This window comes from Bradyrhizobium sp. 199 (assembly GCF_023073355.1).
Classification (GTDB): Bacteria; Pseudomonadota; Alphaproteobacteria; order Rhizobiales; family Xanthobacteraceae; genus Bradyrhizobium.
The window spans coordinates 813,938-830,074 of sequence record NZ_JADPJI010000002.1; the positions used below are offsets into that span (position 1 = coordinate 813,938).

Annotated in this window: 16 protein-coding genes; 8 read left to right on the top strand and 8 right to left on the bottom strand. The window is 64.4% G+C overall.

Annotation, left to right across the window (positions count from 1 at the left end; all coding sequences use genetic code 11):
• Positions 1-41 precede the first annotated feature (41 nt).
• The 5 genes from IVB28_RS03890 to IVB28_RS03910 all read left to right on the top strand — a co-directional run bounded on the left by IVB28_RS03890 (position 42) and on the right by IVB28_RS03910 (position 4,307).
• Positions 42-341 (top strand): putative quinol monooxygenase, encoded by a 300-nt coding sequence (locus IVB28_RS03890; protein WP_018318764.1) that lies wholly within the window; start codon positions 42-44, stop codon positions 339-341.
• A 14-nt stretch (positions 342-355) separates the two neighbouring features.
• On the top strand, positions 356-979 hold the full coding sequence (locus IVB28_RS03895; protein ID WP_247524731.1) for an urease accessory protein UreE: 624 nt from the start codon (positions 356-358) through the stop codon (positions 977-979).
• Positions 960-1,688, top strand: a complete 729-nt coding sequence (locus IVB28_RS03900) for an urease accessory protein UreF (RefSeq protein WP_247525334.1) — start codon at positions 960-962, stop codon at positions 1,686-1,688. The genes IVB28_RS03895 and IVB28_RS03900 overlap by 20 nt, the downstream gene beginning before the upstream one ends.
• A gap of 41 nt (positions 1,689-1,729) precedes the next feature.
• Entirely contained in the window at positions 1,730-2,353 is a 624-nt protein-coding gene (gene ureG / locus IVB28_RS03905; RefSeq protein WP_247524732.1) for an urease accessory protein UreG, read from the top strand.
• Positions 2,354-2,648: 295 nt separating this feature from the next.
• Positions 2,649-4,307, top strand: a complete 1,659-nt coding sequence (locus IVB28_RS03910) for an HWE histidine kinase domain-containing protein (protein ID WP_247524733.1) — start codon at positions 2,649-2,651, stop codon at positions 4,305-4,307.
• Positions 4,308-4,318: 11 nt separating this feature from the next.
• Here IVB28_RS03910 and IVB28_RS03915 read toward each other — a convergent pair whose 3' ends face one another.
• From IVB28_RS03915 to IVB28_RS03935, 5 genes are all read right to left on the bottom strand, one after another.
• Positions 4,319-4,933, bottom strand: a complete 615-nt coding sequence (locus IVB28_RS03915; protein WP_247524734.1) for a TetR/AcrR family transcriptional regulator — start codon at positions 4,931-4,933, stop codon at positions 4,319-4,321.
• Between the two features lie 142 nt (positions 4,934-5,075).
• Positions 5,076-6,218, bottom strand: coding sequence for an OpgC domain-containing protein (locus IVB28_RS03920; RefSeq protein ID WP_247524735.1), 1,143 nt, complete (start codon positions 6,216-6,218; stop codon positions 5,076-5,078).
• 183 nt (positions 6,219-6,401) lie between these two features.
• Positions 6,402-6,857 (bottom strand): hypothetical protein, encoded by a 456-nt coding sequence (locus IVB28_RS03925; RefSeq protein ID WP_247524736.1) that lies wholly within the window; start codon positions 6,855-6,857, stop codon positions 6,402-6,404.
• Between the two features lie 93 nt (positions 6,858-6,950).
• Positions 6,951-7,322, bottom strand: a complete 372-nt coding sequence (locus tag IVB28_RS03930; protein ID WP_247524737.1) for a DUF883 family protein — start codon at positions 7,320-7,322, stop codon at positions 6,951-6,953.
• Between the two features lie 77 nt (positions 7,323-7,399).
• A complete protein-coding gene (locus IVB28_RS03935; protein WP_247524738.1) occupies positions 7,400-8,512 on the bottom strand; it encodes an AI-2E family transporter in 1,113 nt (370 codons plus the stop codon).
• Positions 8,513-8,719: 207 nt separating this feature from the next.
• Here IVB28_RS03935 and IVB28_RS03940 point away from each other — a divergent pair, with 207 nt between their 5' ends.
• From IVB28_RS03940 to IVB28_RS29390, 3 genes are all read left to right on the top strand, one after another.
• The gene (locus tag IVB28_RS03940; protein WP_247524739.1) at positions 8,720-9,493 is read left to right on the top strand and encodes a L,D-transpeptidase; all 774 of its coding nucleotides are present in this window, start codon (positions 8,720-8,722) and stop codon (positions 9,491-9,493) included.
• A 16-nt stretch (positions 9,494-9,509) separates the two neighbouring features.
• A complete protein-coding gene (locus tag IVB28_RS03945; protein ID WP_247524740.1) occupies positions 9,510-10,163 on the top strand; it encodes a DUF2865 domain-containing protein in 654 nt (217 codons plus the stop codon).
• 392 nt (positions 10,164-10,555) lie between these two features.
• Positions 10,556-10,711: a Thivi_2564 family membrane protein gene (locus IVB28_RS29390; RefSeq protein WP_007599832.1), complete on the top strand. Its 156-nt coding sequence runs from the start codon at positions 10,556-10,558 to the stop codon at positions 10,709-10,711.
• Between the two features lie 94 nt (positions 10,712-10,805).
• On the opposite strand, the gene IVB28_RS03950 is transcribed toward IVB28_RS29390, so the two are convergent.
• The 3 genes from IVB28_RS03950 to cysD all read right to left on the bottom strand — a co-directional run bounded on the left by IVB28_RS03950 (position 10,806) and on the right by cysD (position 15,970).
• Positions 10,806-12,971 (bottom strand): malate synthase G, encoded by a 2,166-nt coding sequence (locus tag IVB28_RS03950; protein WP_247524741.1) that lies wholly within the window; start codon positions 12,969-12,971, stop codon positions 10,806-10,808.
• 265 nt (positions 12,972-13,236) lie between these two features.
• Positions 13,237-15,153 carry an adenylyl-sulfate kinase gene (gene cysC / locus IVB28_RS03955; RefSeq protein ID WP_247524742.1) on the bottom strand — a complete coding sequence of 639 codons (1,917 nt, stop codon included), beginning with the start codon at positions 15,151-15,153 and terminating at the stop codon, positions 13,237-13,239.
• A gap of 22 nt (positions 15,154-15,175) precedes the next feature.
• The gene (gene cysD, locus IVB28_RS03960) at positions 15,176-15,970 is read right to left on the bottom strand and encodes a sulfate adenylyltransferase subunit CysD (protein WP_247524743.1); all 795 of its coding nucleotides are present in this window, start codon (positions 15,968-15,970) and stop codon (positions 15,176-15,178) included.
• Positions 15,971-16,137: the final 167 nt, after the last annotated feature.

Sequence of the window (16,137 nt, forward strand, 5' to 3'; positions counted from 1 at the left end):
CCGGTATCGTACCTTCAAAAGAAAAGCCGGGAGGATTTCTCGTGATCTACGTCGTCGCCACCTTGACCATCAAGCCTGAAACACGCGCCGAATTCATTGCTGCGGCCACCGCCTGCATCAAGGAGACGCGGAAAGAGCCCGGCAATATCGCCTATGATCTGCATGAGAGCGTCACCGACCCCGCCAAGATGGTATTCGTCGAGCAGTGGGAGAATGCCGAGGCGCTGGTGCCGCATCGTGGCATGGAACATATGAAGACGTTCGGCCGCGTGGCGGTAAAGTGCTTCACGGCACCGCCGAAGATCGAAGTGATCACGCCCGAGAAGGTCGAGACACGGTAACAGGGTAAAAGCGCATGATCCGGGCGACGCAGGTTCAGGGACAGCACCGCTTCACGGAAGCGCCAGCGGATACGGTTGTGCTCGATTTCGACGATCGGCACCGGCGCCGCATGGCGATGACGGGGACGCGGGGGCTCGAATTCCTGCTCGACTTGGAGAATGCCGTCGCGCTGCGCGGCGGTGATGCGCTGGTGCTGGAGGACGGCCGGCTGGTCGAAGTGGTGGCGGCACCCGAGCCGCTGCTCGAGATCCGCGGCCGCGATCCGCACCACCTCATTCGCGTCGGCTGGCACCTCGGCAACCGCCATCTGCCGACCCAGATCATGGCCAAAGCCTTGCGCATCCGCCGCGACCACGTCATCGAAGCCATGGTGACGGGGCTCGGTGCGCGCGTGATCGAGATCGAGGCGCCGTTCGATCCGGAAGGGGGCGCCTATGCCGATGCCGGCCACGCGCATGGGCACGACGACCATGTGCATCCCGAACGCGGTCATCATGATCACCATGATCATCACGGCCACGATCATCACGGCCATACCGCGCATGACCACGGTCACGATCACCACCATCACCACGACGAGCATTGCGACCACCCCGACCATCAGCACGGCCACACGCATGCTCATGACCACAAATGAGCCGGTCCGTGCCGGTGACCTCGCCGAGCGCGAGGCGGCGGCGCTGTACCGGTTGATGACCTGGTTGTCGCCGGCATTCCCGGTCGGCGGTTTCTCCTATTCCAGCGGCATCGAATGGGCGGTCGAGGCCGGCGACATCACCGATACCGCGAGCCTGGCCGACTGGCTCGACGCCATGCTCGGCGACGGCTCCGGCTTCTGCGATGCGACGTTCCTGGTCCATGCGTATCGCGCGACCGAGGCGGGCGAGGAGGCCACTTTGAGCGATATCGCCGAGCTCGCTGCCGCCTTCGTGCCCTCGCGCGAGCGGCAGCTGGAGACGAGCTCGCAGGGCCGCGCCTTCATCGACATCGCCCGGGCCGCCTGGGATGCCGACGGGCTGGATGCCATGGTCGCGGCATGCCGCACGCCACTGGTCTATCCGGTCGCGGTCGGCGTGGTCGCAGCTAAGCACGGTGTGTCCCTGGCGCCGACGTTGCACGCCTTCCTGCATGCGCTGGTCTCGAACTGGATTTCTGCAGCCAGCCGGCTCATTCCGCTCGGCCAGACGGACAGCCAGCGCGTGCTGGTAATGCTGGAAGCCGCAGTGGCCGCGACCGCCAATCGTGCGCTGAATGCAACATTGGACGATCTCGGCAGCGCGAGTTTCCGCGCCGATCTCGCCAGCCTGCGGCACGAGACGCAATATACGCGGCTGTTCCGATCGTGAGAGCGAGGCGGCCTTCAACCCAGCGAGAGCGAGCGAATTCCATGTCGAAATCTCACGGCCCTTTGCGTGTCGGCATCGGCGGTCCGGTCGGATCGGGCAAGACCGCGCTGATGGACCTGCTCTGCAAGACCATGCGCGAACGCTATGACATCGCCGCGATCACCAACGACATCTATACCAAATGGGATGCGGAGTTCCTCGTGCGTTCGGGCTCGCTGACGCCGGACCGCATTGCCGGCGTCGAGACCGGCGGCTGCCCTCACACGGCGATCCGCGAGGATGCCTCGATGAACCTCGCCGCGGTCGCGGACATGCGCGCCAAATTTCCCGGGCTCGATCTCGTGCTGATCGAGTCTGGCGGCGACAATCTGGCTGCTACATTTTCCCCGGAGCTGGCCGACCTGACCATCTACGTCATCGACGTGGCGGCCGGCGACAAGATCCCGTCCAAGGGCGGCCCCGGCATCACCCGGTCCGACCTTCTGGTCATCAACAAGATCGACCTCGCCCCCCATGTCGGTGCCTCCCTGGAAAAGATGGACACGGATGCCAGGCGCATGCGCGGCGAGCGCCCTTTCGTCATGACCAATCTGAAGAAGAGCGAGGGACTTGACCGCATCGTCGGCTTCATCGAGGCCAAAGGCGGCTTGAGACGGGCAGGCTGACGGCGCGACGACTTGGCGCACGCGTTTTTCGCCGTCAACCCTGGGGTCGAGCCGCAGCTACGGAACAAATTTCGGACACGGCGATTGATTACCTCCGGCGCCCGGGCAATCCATCCCCGGCCAGACCATAGGCCGGATGGATTAAGCTTTTCAGGCGACCTACGTTGCGTACCGATGTCTCCTCCGCCATTATCTCTGCCACTGGGATTCACCCTGTTTCGGCACGTAGCCGTTCGAGCGGCGTTCATATGCTCCTTGTTTATTGCCGACCTCCTGCTTTCGCCTGAGTAGTCGCGTGGTCCGGCTGGGTTTCATCATCGGCTTCATTGCCCTGCTCGGAGCCTTGCTCTCCGGGCTCGCGGCCTATCGCGTCCACGACCAGGAGCTGGCGCTGGATCGGATCGCGCTTGCGCGTGCGATCGACGTTCACGCGAGCCTGGTCCAGGATCGTCTCACCGAGCGCGAACTGCTCGCGCGTGTCGCCTCAGGCCTGTTCCGCACGCCATCCGTGATCAAGCCGAACATGCTGGAGCCGCTGCGCTCGGCCATCTACGCCTTCAAGACGGATTTCGTGGTGGCCGGCTGGGTTGCGCGGCTGAAGCCGAACGAGCTTACGGCGGCGCAGGCTGCCATTGGCGGCGCCGGCTTCCCGAATCCGAAGATCCGCGCCTATGACGACAAGCCGATCGATCCGGCCGAGATCACACAGCCGATCGACGTGCTGTTGGATCTCGAGCCGCGCAGCGACGAGACCAAGGCTCTGCCGGGCCGCAGTTACGATCAGGACCCGGTTCGCAGCGCCATGTTGACGCGCGCACGGATCGCGAAGAGGTCGGTGGCTTCGGACCCGGTTCCGCTGTTGCGCGCAGACGGGCCAGTCGGCCTCATCGTGGCCGCACCCGTCATTCCGGAGGGGGCAACCGAGCCGGCCGGGTTCGTCACGTTCTCCTACGAGCTTGCCTCGCTGATGTTGACCAATGACGACATGTCATTGTTCTCGGTCGCGCTCAGGGATCCGCGCAAGGAAGGCGGCGAGCTGATCGCCAACGACCAGGGCGTGGTTTCGACGCGCACGGGCTTGGTGGACGGACCGGCGCCGTCGGCAACCCGAACGATGAGCTTCGGTGGCCGTGATTGGCAGCTCGGCTACTACGCGAAAAGCAACTCGGTGCGCCGCGCCGAGCAGACCGCGATCATCGTGGCGGCGATCGGCTTTGCGATCACTGCGATGGTGTGCGGCCTGTTCGGCTATGTCGCCTACAACAATCTGCGGCTCAGCCGGGAAATCCAGGTCAGAATCGGCTTTGAGCGCCGGCTGACCGCGGTGATCGACGAGCTCAACCATCGGGTCAAGAACATCCTTGCGGTCATCCAGTCGATCGTGACGCGCACCTTGCGTCACGGCGCGGACATCGACGTCGCCCGCGAACTCCTGATCGGCCGCATCCACGCCATGTCGAACGTGGTCTCTCTGCTCAGCGAGAGCCAGTGGCAGGGGGTCAAGCTGAAGGGCCTGTTCGAGGCACGCGCCATTCCGCATGCCGATCGCATCGCCGTGACCGGTCCCGACATCGCCGTCAGCGCGCGCGCGGCGCAGAGCCTCTCACTGCTGTTCTTCGAACTGGCCTCGCATTCCGACGAGGGCCTGTCGCTGGTCGGAAAGCATCCGCACATCACCGCCAGCTGGACCGTGACGGGCGAGAGGACTGAGGAGGTCTTCCATTTCCGCTGGGAGGAGCTCAACACCAGCGAGGCGACGCGCCGCCCCGATTCGGATTTCGGCCTGATCCTGCTCGACCGTGTCGCCCCCGAGGCGCTCGGCGGCACCGCCAAGCGCTACTTCACCGAGGCCTCCTACGTCTATGAGCTGACCGCGCCCATGGAGACGGTGGTCGACATGACCGAACGCGATCGCACGGACAAGATCTCTGCGCCGGTGAGGTCTGCGCGATAAACGTCGTACGGCTAAGTCTTCGGTCGCAACACCAGGTCGACCAGATGGCGGGCATAAGCTGGTGTGATCGGCGCGATGCCGAAGACGTAGCGATAGAACAGCCCGCCGTAGATCGCGTCGTAGAGATCCTCGGCCGCCCCATCGGCCAGGATGCTGCCGTCGTTCTGGCCTTCCGCAATCATCTCCACCAGTGCGTCGCGACGGAATTGCAGATAGCGGGCGTAGAACATTTCGGCGGAGCCGGTCTTGGATATGCATTCGGAGATGACGGCGAGTTGAACCTTTCCGAACTCGCCCTGGAGTGCCTCGGCATAGGCCGCGGCATGGCGGCGCGCGCGCGCCGCGGGGTTGCCGGAACTCACCGGGGGCAGCGGCAGCATCTGCGCGGCATGTTGGAGGAAGGCGTCGATCAAGAGCGCCTCGCGCGACGGCCACCATTTGTAGATCGTCATCTTGGAGACGCTGGAGTGGCGGGCGACCGCGTCGATGGTGGTGGCGGCAAGGCCGGTGGAAGCCATCAGCGCATAGGCGCTGTCGAGAATGGCGTTGCTGGTCTCGATCGACCGTGGCCGGCCGCGCCGAGGAGCGCTGTCGGCCCCGTCACCCCCGCCATTCGCCGTCACCACGCCCGGTCCCCTCACGCAACCCGCTGCTGCTCCGGGATAGCGCAGCGGCGGCGGCTAACCTAGCGGAATCGCGACGGCCAAAGCATGATGCTCAAACAACAGCCTAAAGCGCGATGATGATGCATGCTGATCACATCGCGTTTTAGGCCTGCTGCCGCAAGGCGGCGGGCAGATCCTGCCATTTCGACCAGGCGACATAGTAGGCCACCGCGGTCATCGCGGCGAATCCGGCGAGGCTCACGACGATCTGCATCACCACCAGATTGGCGCTGGTGATCAGGATGAGATGGCCGGCAAAGGACAGGAACACCCCGACGCAAAAGACGGCGAGCCATTCCTCGCCGCATCGGATGACCGCCTGCAGTGGCCTCAGCCGCAGTCCAGGATGATCGGCCGGAATGAGATGGGTCGCGAGGAAGGCGAGCGCGAGGAAGTGAACCACGCGATAGGGGGCAAGGTTTTCCTTGTCCGTCGGCGCGATGCTGTCGAGCAGAAGGTCCGGCAAATATGCCGACAATGCCGGCGAATGGCGCAGCAAGGTGACGGCCATCGCGAATAGGAGATAGGCCCCGGCGAGTATCCGCAGCCAGGGCATGTCGCGCAATGCGCGGCCGGGCGCGTCTGTCACGGCGAACCAACCCCCGAGCACCATCAGCATCTGCCAGCACAGCGGATTGAAGGTCCACTCCTGGTCCGGATAGACCCGAAAATTCCAGTCGAACCAGCGTGCGGCTAGATACAGCCCGATCGATGCCGCCAACGTCGGGTTCGGCCACCGCAACAGCCCCCACAGCGCGATCGGAAAAAAGGCCATCAGCGGGATCATCAACTGCAGCAGATCGAGGTTCAGCGGCTCCTCCTGGAGCACGAGGCCGCGGACCAGGATGCGCAGCGGATGCTCGAGAATCCCCGAGATATTGTATTCATGGATGATTTCCGGCGCCATCGACTGCGAGGCGACGTAGGCGATGGTGTCGATATAGATCACGAACAGCACGACATAGGCGGCATAGAGCCGCCAGACGCGACGGAGAATGCGCGTCGCGGCAACGACATAGCCGCGCTCCAGCGCGATCCGGCCGTGGATGATCGCGACGCCATAACCCACCACGAACACAAACAGGTCGGCGGCGCCGCTGAAACCGAAGTTACGCAGCGTCAGCAGGTTGACGACGTTGTTCGGGATGTGATCGACGAACACCGACCAATTGGCGATGCCAAGCGTCAAATACAGCCTGGCGTCGTGCTGGAACGCGGAGAGGTTCGCCTTGACCGAAGGTTTCATTGAGTAAAATAGCTTTGGGAATCAGGGTGATGCTTTTACCGGCAACTGCCTGCCCATCCGAGTAGCGTTTGCGTGAGTGGGAGCATTCGTGCCGCCTGGCGAAAAATTGCGCGGCGTCGCCTGTGTCGAGCTAGGGGAGGTGCTCGCAGTACTTAGAACGAAATTTTCGGTTCGATCGGGCCGTTACTCGGCCGGTTCGGCCGCTACCTCGTCGGACACGCCGCCCCGGCTCGCCATGATGCCCAGGGCGACTCCGCCGATCGCCAGGATGGGCAGCAGCCGTTTGACGCCGATGGCACGAACGATCTGGAGCCCCGTGGCGAGCAGCATGGGGTCCGCGAGCATGCTCTGCGCCGCTGACTTCGCGGTCCGCTCGGCCGCGATCTCGGCTTGCTTGCGCAACTGGCGCCTATAGGCCCAGTAACTCACCGCCGCAGCCAGGGTCAGCAGAAAGAAAACGCCGGCACCCGCGAGGCAGGCTTGCACCGGACCATACTTATTGAGCACGGAGATGAACGCCGCGGCGCACAGGAAGCACGTGGTGATGAACAGCGCGAATGCCGCGCCAGCGGCCAGGGAGGTCAGCCGTACAGTCGTGCCGGTGGATGCACTGAGCCCGTCGATGATGCGCTGAAACATGGCCTTGCTCCTCAAATTCCCACAAGCCGAATCGTCCACAAGCCGGCATCGGCGGCGCGGTAGCGCCGCCGTCTCAATATCCGTTCGCGCTGCCTACCGGCGCCAGGCGGCGCCGATCAGGAAGCCAATGCCGAGCGCGAGCCCGACTGTCGCGAGCGGCCGCTGTGTGATCGCGTCTTCGAGCGTCTCCTCGATCGATCCGTAGGCCTCCTGGGCCGCGCCCATCATTGCGCTGCCGCGCTCCGACATGTCGTCCATCGCGGAATCCACGTTCTCGCGCGCCTGGCGATAGCCGCGGCGGGCCTGTTTGCCGGTGGAGTTGGCGAACGTGTTGAGCACGTCGGTGATCTGGTCGGTGAGGGCGGCGATATCGCTTTTCACGGCTGCTACATCCTTCTCGAGGCGTTCTCTGGTGGCTTTGTCGGTCCAGTCTCTCATCCCGGCTTCGGCGTTGGGCGTGGACATCAGGAGCTCGAACGGTTGACGGCTGAGATAGCCGGAGAACGTTTCGTCATCGGGGAAGTTCCGGTTGCGGAAACCGGTCAGTCCTGCGGCAGCTGCGGCGCATCCGCCGGCAACAGATGCTCCTTGAGGATCAGGGCCACGATCAGCAGCGGCGATGAGAGGAAAGCGCCCATCGGGCCCCACATCCAGGTCCAGAATGCCAGCGCAAGCAGAACCGCAAGTGCGTTCAGCGCCAGCCGCCGGCCGATGATGGTCGGGGTGATGAAATGTCCTTCCAGGAAGGTGAGGCCGCCGAAGGCGAGCGCGGCCATGAGGCCCCCGCTGAGGGTTGGGAAGGCGACCAGCCCTACCACGACCAGTACTGCGAACATCGCCACCGGCCCGATGATCGGGATAAAATTGAGCGTTGCCGCGAGCGCGCCGAGCCCCGCCGGATTGGGCATGCCGGTGAGCGCGCAGATGATGCCGGTGGCAACACCGACGCCGATATTGATGACGGTGACCATCAACAGGTAATTGCCGAGATGAACCTCGATCTCGTTGAGAATCCGCAGCGCCCGCAGCCGCGCGTCATGATTGCTGAAGGTCATGATCATGGCCCGCCGCAGGTCGCGCCAGCTTGCGATGAACAGAATGAGGGTGACGAAGAACAGCAGGAATTCGGTAAAGGTCGGCGACAGGAATTCCAGCGTCGGCTGCACCCACTCGACCTTCGGCATCTGGAAGCTGGGCAATCCTTCCGAGCCGCCGAGCATGCCTTGCATGTCGCGCCACAGCGAAAGTGGCCTGTCGAACACGTGCAGCTTGTCTTTCAACTGCGCGCCGAGCTCCGGCAGGCGCGTGCTCCACTCCATCACGGGCGAGGCGATCAGCGCAACCACGAAGGCGACCACCGTGGCCACCGCGACCACGATCAGGACGGCGCCGAGGCTCCGTGGGACTTTGCTGCGCTCAAGCAAGCTCGCCGCCGGCGACAGCATGGTGCCGGTGACGAAGGCCATCACCACGGGCAGGAAGAACGCCCTGCCGACATAGAGTACGGTGACGATGGCAATCAGCAAGAGGCCGGCGAGCGCGAACGTGACGAACTCGGTGCGGCGGATCACCGGCGGCAGCTCGGTATGGCTCTCAGGAAGCGGGGCGCCCTCGCCGTTGCCGGAAATCACCCGTTCGCTGGGAAGGACGCGCACAATCTCTCTCCCGCACGGAAGTCTCGATCCGCGCGCCACTCACCGCTGTTAATGCGCGAGCGTCGCGGCGGTTCCATCGCGGCTTCGTGAATACGTGCTCGCTTGACTGTGACAAGGCTGCCGCGCACGGCGCCGGAACTTGGACCGCATCTGCGGAGTTCATTGGGACGCGCATCACCCTGATGCACACATCCAACGGGGCAGCACATGACAACGTTCTCTGCAGTCCACCGCAGCTTTTCGCCGCGCGCCGCCACCGCATTTGCCTTCGCAATCGCTTTGGCCACGGTGCCCTTCGGCGGCGCGAGCGGGCAAACCCTCGGCTATGCGGCGATGCAGCCGCAGGGCTACCCGCAGGACCAGGTTTACTCGCAGGGCTACGTGAGTGAGGCGCCGCAGGCGGCCGACGAGGATGCCCAGCTGCCCGATCGCCTGCGCAAGCAGATCGTTGGCTTCGACCGCAGCGAGCCGGCCGGCACCATCGTGATCGATACCAACAACACCTATCTCTACTACGTGCTCGGCAATGGCCGTGCGATCCGCTATGGCGTCGGCGTCGGACGCGAAGGCTTCACTTGGTCCGGTGTGCAGAGCGTCAGCCGCAAGGCGGAGTGGCCGGACTGGCATCCGCCGGCCGAGATGATCGCGCGTCAGCCCTATCTGCCGCGCTTCGTCGCCGGCGGCCCCGGGAATCCACTCGGGGCGCGGGCGATGTATCTCGGTTCGAGCCAATATCGCATCCACGGCACCAACGATCCTACTACGATCGGCAAGTTCGTCTCGTCCGGCTGCATCCGCATGACCAATGAGGACGTCACCGACCTGTTCAGCCGCGTCAACGTCGGTGCCAAGGTTGTTGTGCTGCCAAAGAACGCGCCGCTGATGGCGAAAGGCAGTGATCCCGTGCGCAAGCGTCCGGCGGTGACGGCGCTGCCCTCAGGTCGGCAGGCGCTGAACATGTCGACGTCGGCCCTAAACTAGAGCCGAGTGAGGTCACATGAAGAGACGTTCGATCGGCAAATTCGGCGGTGGCGCGGCGGCGTTCTTCGCCGTCGCCTCCTTCGGCTTCGCGATGGCGCCATCGGCGCATGCAGAGGACTTTTTCTCGGCGCTGTTCGGCGGCTTCCGCGGCCGGCCGGCGCCGGAAATTCGTATGCCCTTCCAAACCGATGACACTCCGCGCTACGACACTCCGCGCCGACGCGCTTCCTATGGCGGCGGCACGGCCTATTGCGTGCGCGGCTGCGACGGACGTTATTTTCCCGCACAGGGAGACGATGCCGAGAGCAAAGCGCAGTCGTGCAAGAGCTTCTGCCCGACCTCGGAAACTTCGCTGGTCTACGGCAGCAATATCGACGACGCCGCGACGGACAAGGGAAAATCCTATTCCGACTTGCCCAACGCGTTCCGCTATCGCAACGAGATCGTCGCAGGCTGCACCTGCAACGGAAAGGATCCCGTCGGTCTCGCCCAGGTCAAAGTCGACGACGATCCCACTTTGCGCAAGGGCGACATCGTCGCCGGCGCCGACGGCCTCGTGGTCGCCAGCCGCAATGCCAACGACCGCCGCGGCGTCGCGATGAACTTCTCGCCGCTGCCGGACTCGGTGCGCGCCAGATTCCGCCAGGTGCCGGTGGTGGCGAAGGAGTAGGGCGGGCTTTGCCGCGTTGCCACGCTCGCGGCTGCATAAACACTGTCCTCCCGGACGCGCGAATCGGGGCTCCGGGCCCCTAAACACAGGAAGTAGTTTGGCGGAGACCCGTGCTTACCGGCTCGCGTCAAACCAGTCCCTGTTGCCGCGGGCCCCGCGTTCGCGGCGACACTGAAGGTGTGGCTGCAGTTCTCTCCCAACCCTCTTTCCCTACTCCGCGCGGATCTTGCCCAGGAAGTCACTGACTCTTGGCCGAGATGGTGGCTCTGGGTCCGGCGTCTCGGAGGACGCTTGACGATTCAGTATAATCTGCAACGGGTTGCAGCGATGGAACCGGTGCGCGCGGCGGGCGTTAGAGTAGCGATCGCAATTTGTCTGAAGGGGGTCTCGCGATGCTGGTGGGTGTACTCGTCACTTTTTTGGTCGTTATTCTCGTACTTTATCTCATCAACATGCTGCCGATGGACGGCCGTGCCAAACAGATCGCACGCGTTGTCGTCATCATCATCGGTATCGTGTCGCTGCTGAAGTATCTGGCAGTGTTCTAGCGCGCGCGGTGCTGCCGCAAACGAAAAGGCCCCGGCGCGAGCCGGGGCTTTTGGTGTTTCCAGCCGGGTGGGCTAGTAGCAGCCGGCCGCCTGGTCAGCCGAGGGCTTTGGCCTCGCGGCGGCGGGCGGTGAGGATGTATTCGGTGTAGCCGTTCGGCTGCTCGCGCCCCTTGAAGATGAGGTCGCAAGCGGCCTTGAAGGCGACGCCGTCGAAGGCGGGCGCCATCGGCTTGTAGATGGCATCGCCGGCGTTCTGCTTGTCGACCACGACCGCCATGCGCTTGAGCGATTCCATCACCTGAGCCTCGGTGATCACGCCCTGGTGTAGCCAATTGGCGAGATGCTGGCTGGAGATGCGCAAGGTCGCGCGGTCTTCCATCAGGCCGACATCGTGGATGTCGGGCACCTTGGAGCAGCCGACGCCCTGGTCGATCCAGCGCACAACATAGCCGAGGATGCCCTGGCAGTTGTTGTTGATCTCCTGCTTGACGTCATCAGGGGCCCAGTTCGACTTCGACACCGGAATGGTGAGGATGTCCGAGAGCTTGGCGCGCGGTCCGCCCTTGGTCAGCTCCTGCTGGCGCGCGGCGACGTTGATCTGGTGGTAGTGCAGCGCGTGCAGCGTCGCGGCGGTCGGGGAGGGCACCCAGGCGGTGGTGGCGCCGGCCTGCGGATGGCCAAGCTTCTGCGTAAGCATGTCCGCCATCTTGTCGGGGGCGGCCCACATGCCCTTGCCGATCTGGGCATGGCCGGGCAGGCCACAGGTCAGGCCCATGTCGACGTTCCAGTCCTCGTAGGCCTTGATCCAGGCCTGCGCCTTCATCTCGTTCTTGCGGATCATCGGGCCCGCTTCCATCGAGGTGTGGATCTCGTCTCCGGTGCGATCGAGGAAGCCGGTGTTGATGAACATGATGCGCTTGGAGGCGCGCTGGATGCAGGCTTTGAGGTTGACGGTGGTACGCCGCTCCTCGTCCATGATGCCGACCTTGAGCGTGTTCTCGGGTAGCGACAACATCTTCTCGACGTGGTCGAATATCTCGCAGGTCAGCGACACCTCGTCCGGGCCGTGCATCTTTGGCTTGACGATATAGGCCGAGCCGGTGCGGCTGTTCTTGACCTTGGAGTTGCCCTTGAGATCGTGAATGGCGAGCAGGCCCGAGACGGCGGCATCCAGCAGGCCTTCCGGAATCTCCTCGCCCTCCTCGTCCAGCACCGCGTCGGTGAACATGTGGTGACCGCAATTGCGCATCAGCAGCAGGCTGCGGCCGTGCAGCTTGACCTCGCCCTTGCCGTCGGGCGTCTTGTAGCTGCGATCGGTATTGAGCGAACGCGTCAGCGTCTTGCCGCCCTTCTCGAAATCGGCCGACAGCGTGCCGTTCATCAGGCCGAGCGTGTTGCGGTAGACCAGCACCTTGTCTTCGGCATCGACGGCTGCGACCGAATCCTCCATGTCGAGGATGGTGGAGACCGCGGACTCCATGATCATGTCGGCGACGCCGGCCGGATCGTCTTTGCCGATCGCGCTGCTGCGGTCGATCTTCACCTCGACATGCAGGCCGTTGTTGGCGAGCAGCACCGCGCTCGGTGCGGCCGCATCGCCCTGGAAGCCGGCGAACTGCGCGGCATTCTTCAGTGCGGTGGCGTTACCGCTCTTCAGCTTCACCGCGAGCTGGCCCGCGACGACGCTGTAGGCGGTGACGTCGGTGTGGCTGCCCGTTGCCAGCGGCACCGCCGCATCGAGGAAGGCTTTTGCTTTCGCGATCACCTTGTCGCCGCGTGCCTTGTTGTAACCCTTGCCGCCTTCGGACGGATCATGCGGGATCGCGTCGGTGCCGTAGAAGGCGTCGTAGAGCGAGCCCCAGCGCGCATTCGCCGCGTTGAGCGCGTAACGTGCATTGGTGAGGGGCACGACCAGCTGCGGCCCGCAGATCTTGCCGATTTCATCGTCGACATTGGCGGTCTCGACCTTCTGCGTCGCCGGCTCCGGGACGAGATAGCCGATCTCCTTCAGGAAGGCGGTATAGGCGTTGAGGTCGAACGCCTTGCCCTTGTTGGCACGGTGCCAGTCGTCGATCTTGGCCTGCAGCGTGTCGCGGAATGCGAGCAGCGACCTGTTCTTCGGCCCCAGCTCCTTGATGATGGCGGCAAGCCCGGCCCAGAACGCATCCGGCGCGATCCCCGTTTTTGGGGCCGCTTCCTTGGCGATGAAATCGAACAGGATGGGAGCGATCTTCAATCCGTGGGCGTCGACGCGTTTCATGGTGGGCTTTCTTGTTGGAAATGGCTGTTTTTGGCTGCTTTTGACCCGGCAGCAGCAAAATGGGCCCATAGAGGGCGGTTTTCGGGGCCCTATTAGCCCCAAAAAGGGGGCGGTGAGAAGACCCCGGACGCCTGTCAAAATGTCAAGGCGAGGCGGCGTGAGCTCGTTCTACAAACGTTTGAGCCTGGTCCCGCGCCACGTGCACAAGTGCGCTCCCTCCCCCAGAAGGGGGAGGGAACGCACCGCATGCGCGGATGCATTGTCCTCAAATATTCGCGGCGAGGTCCACGACTTCGTCGAACAGCACGCCGGTCGTCTTCAGCATCTGCTCGATCTCGTCGGCGGCCTCGGCCACGGTCTGTGCCGAGGTGTCGATCACGAGCTCGGCAGCCTGCGGCGCCTCGTAGTCGTTGCCGATGCCGGTGAACGAAGCCAGAGCGCCGGCTCTCGCCTTCTTGTAATGGCCTTTGGGGTCGCGCTCCTCGCACACTTCAGCAGGCGTCGCGACATGGATCTCGCGGAATGCGGTGTCGGCGATGCGGCGCGCGGTCGCGCGATCCTCGCGGGCCGGCGAGACCGCGGCCACGATGGCGATGTGGCCGTTACGCGCAAGATGCGTCGCGACTTCTGCGAGGCGGCGGATATTCTCGCTGCGATCGGCGGTGGAGAAGCCGAGATCGCTGTTGAGGCCGGCGCGCAGCGTGTCGCCGTCCAGCAGGATCGGCGAGCCGCCATTGGTGAACAACCGGCGTTCCAGCGCTTTTGCCAGCGTCGACTTGCCGGAGGCCGGCAGGCCGGTGAGCCAGACCACGGCGCCATTGTGCTGATAGCGCGCGGAGCGTTCGTCGGGACGCAGCGCAGATTCCACCGGCACGATGTCGACGGGCACGGCGCGCTGGCCGGCATCGACCGACAGCACGAGACCACCGCCGGCGATGCGCCCGGAGACCTCGATCACGAGGCGACCGGTGCGCGGGTTCTCGGTATAGGGATCGGTGGCAATCGGATTCGACAGAGAAATATCGATCTCGCCGACATGGTTGCGGCCGATCGCTTTGTTCTCGACGCTCGAGAGCTCGCCCGGATCGACCGCCTTCTCGATCGCGACCACGGTCGCGCGGCTTTCCTTCGGCCCGCAGCGGACCAGGAGCTGGTCGCCCTTGGCGAGCGGCTTGTCGTGCAGCCAGAAGATCCGCGCACGCAGCCGGCGCGTCTCGCGCGGCGCGCTGCTCGCATGCGCGATGATGTCGCCGCGCTCAATGAACAATTCGCGGTCGAGGGTGATGCCGACCGAGCGGCCCGCGCCCTGTCGGCCCGCGACCGGCGTCGCCGGCCAGCTCTCGACCGTCTTGATCTTGGCGATCTTGCCGGCCGGCATGATCACGATCTCGTCGCCGGCAATCAGGCTGCCGGATTCGATCCGGCCCGCCACGATGCGGCGGTCGTCGAACTTGTAGATCGCCTGCACCGGCAGGCGCAGCGCCAGCGCTTCCAGCGGGCGCGCCGGCTCGAGCTGGTCCAGCGCCTCGACCACCGTCGGTCCCTGGTACCAGCCGATCCGGCCGGTGCGCTCCGCGACACCGTCGCCGTCACGGGCGGAAATCGGAATTACGGCCGTGGGCTTCACGCCGAGGCCTTGCAGATGCGCCGAGATCTCGGCGCTGATCTCCTTGAAGCGATCGGCGGAGAAGTCGACGCGGTCCATCTTGTTGACGACGATCGCGACCTGCTTCACGCCGAGCAGATGCAGGAGATAGCCGTGCCGCCTGGTCTGGTCGCGCACGCCTTCCAGCGCGTCGATGATCAGCACCGCGCCGTCGGCTTGCGAGGCGCCGGTGATCATGTTGCGGAGGAATTCGGCGTGGCCGGGCGCGTCGATCAGCACGATGTCGCGCGAATTGGTGCGAAAACGGATCTGCGTGGTGTCGATGGTGATGCCCTGGTCGCGCTCGGTCTGGAGCGCATCGAGCAGGAACGACCATTCGAACGGCATGCCGCGCCGCGCGCTGACGGCTTTCAGCATTTCCAGCTTGCCGTCGGGAAGGCTGCCGGTCTCGTGCAGCAGGCGGCCGACCAGCGTCGACTTGCCGTGGTCGACATGACCGACGATGACGATGCGCACCTGCGGACGCGTGGTGCCGTTCGGGGTCGCAGGCGAAGCGGGGGTGACGATCATGTTCATGGCCGCGTTGCGTCCTCAGGAATCAGAGATAGCCGGCGACACGCAGGCGCTCGAAAGCGTCCTCGGTCTCGTGGTCGAGCGCGCGGCCGGAACGTTCCGGCACCTTGGTCTGCTCGAGCTCGATCAGGATCTCGTCGATGTTCGAGGCCGTCGACGCGACCGGGTTCGTGATGTCCTGATCACCCAGCGAGCGATAGCGCTTGCCGTTTTGCGATAGATAGAGCGGGATGATCGGAATGTTCTCGCGCTTGGTGTAGGCCCAGATGTCGGCCTCGGTCCAATGCAGGATCGGGTGGATGCGCAAATGCGCGCCTTGCGGCGGCGAGGCGTTGAAATGGTCCCAGAACTCCGGCGGCTGGTCGCGCACGTCCCAATTCCCTTCCAGACCGCGCGGCGAGAACACGCGCTCCTTGGCCCGCGTGGCCTCCTCGTCGCGGCGAATGCCGGCGATCAGGCCGTCGAAGCCATATTTGCCGAGCGCCATCTTGAGGCCTTCGGTCTTGCGCGCAGCCGAGCGGGCCGCCGGCGGCAGCGTCGGATCGACAGCATCGATCGGCGGACAGGGCTCGACACGCAAATCGAGATCCCACTCCTTGCCGTAGCGATCGCGAAACCGATACATCTCCGGAAACTTCTTGCCGGTGTCGACATGAAGGGCGGGGAACGGCATCTTGCCGAAGAAGGCCTTCCGCGCCAGCCAGATCATGACGTTGGAGTCCTTGCCAAGCGACCACAGCAGCGCGATCTTCTTGAGCCGGGCGAAGGCCTCGCGGAAGATGTAGATGCTCTGCGCCTCAAGCTGGTCGAGATGGTCCATGCTGGGCGCAACATCAGCAGAAAATTCTTGCGAGCCCGCGCGGCTGACGGGGGCCGGGCTGCTCACTCCGGCTGCTGCGGAATCGTCCTTGAGAAGATGCATCTCTGGCACTTTGCGTTGGAAGCCGAAAATTCTATAGTCGCTGCGCAGAGTAGAAGAAAAAATTT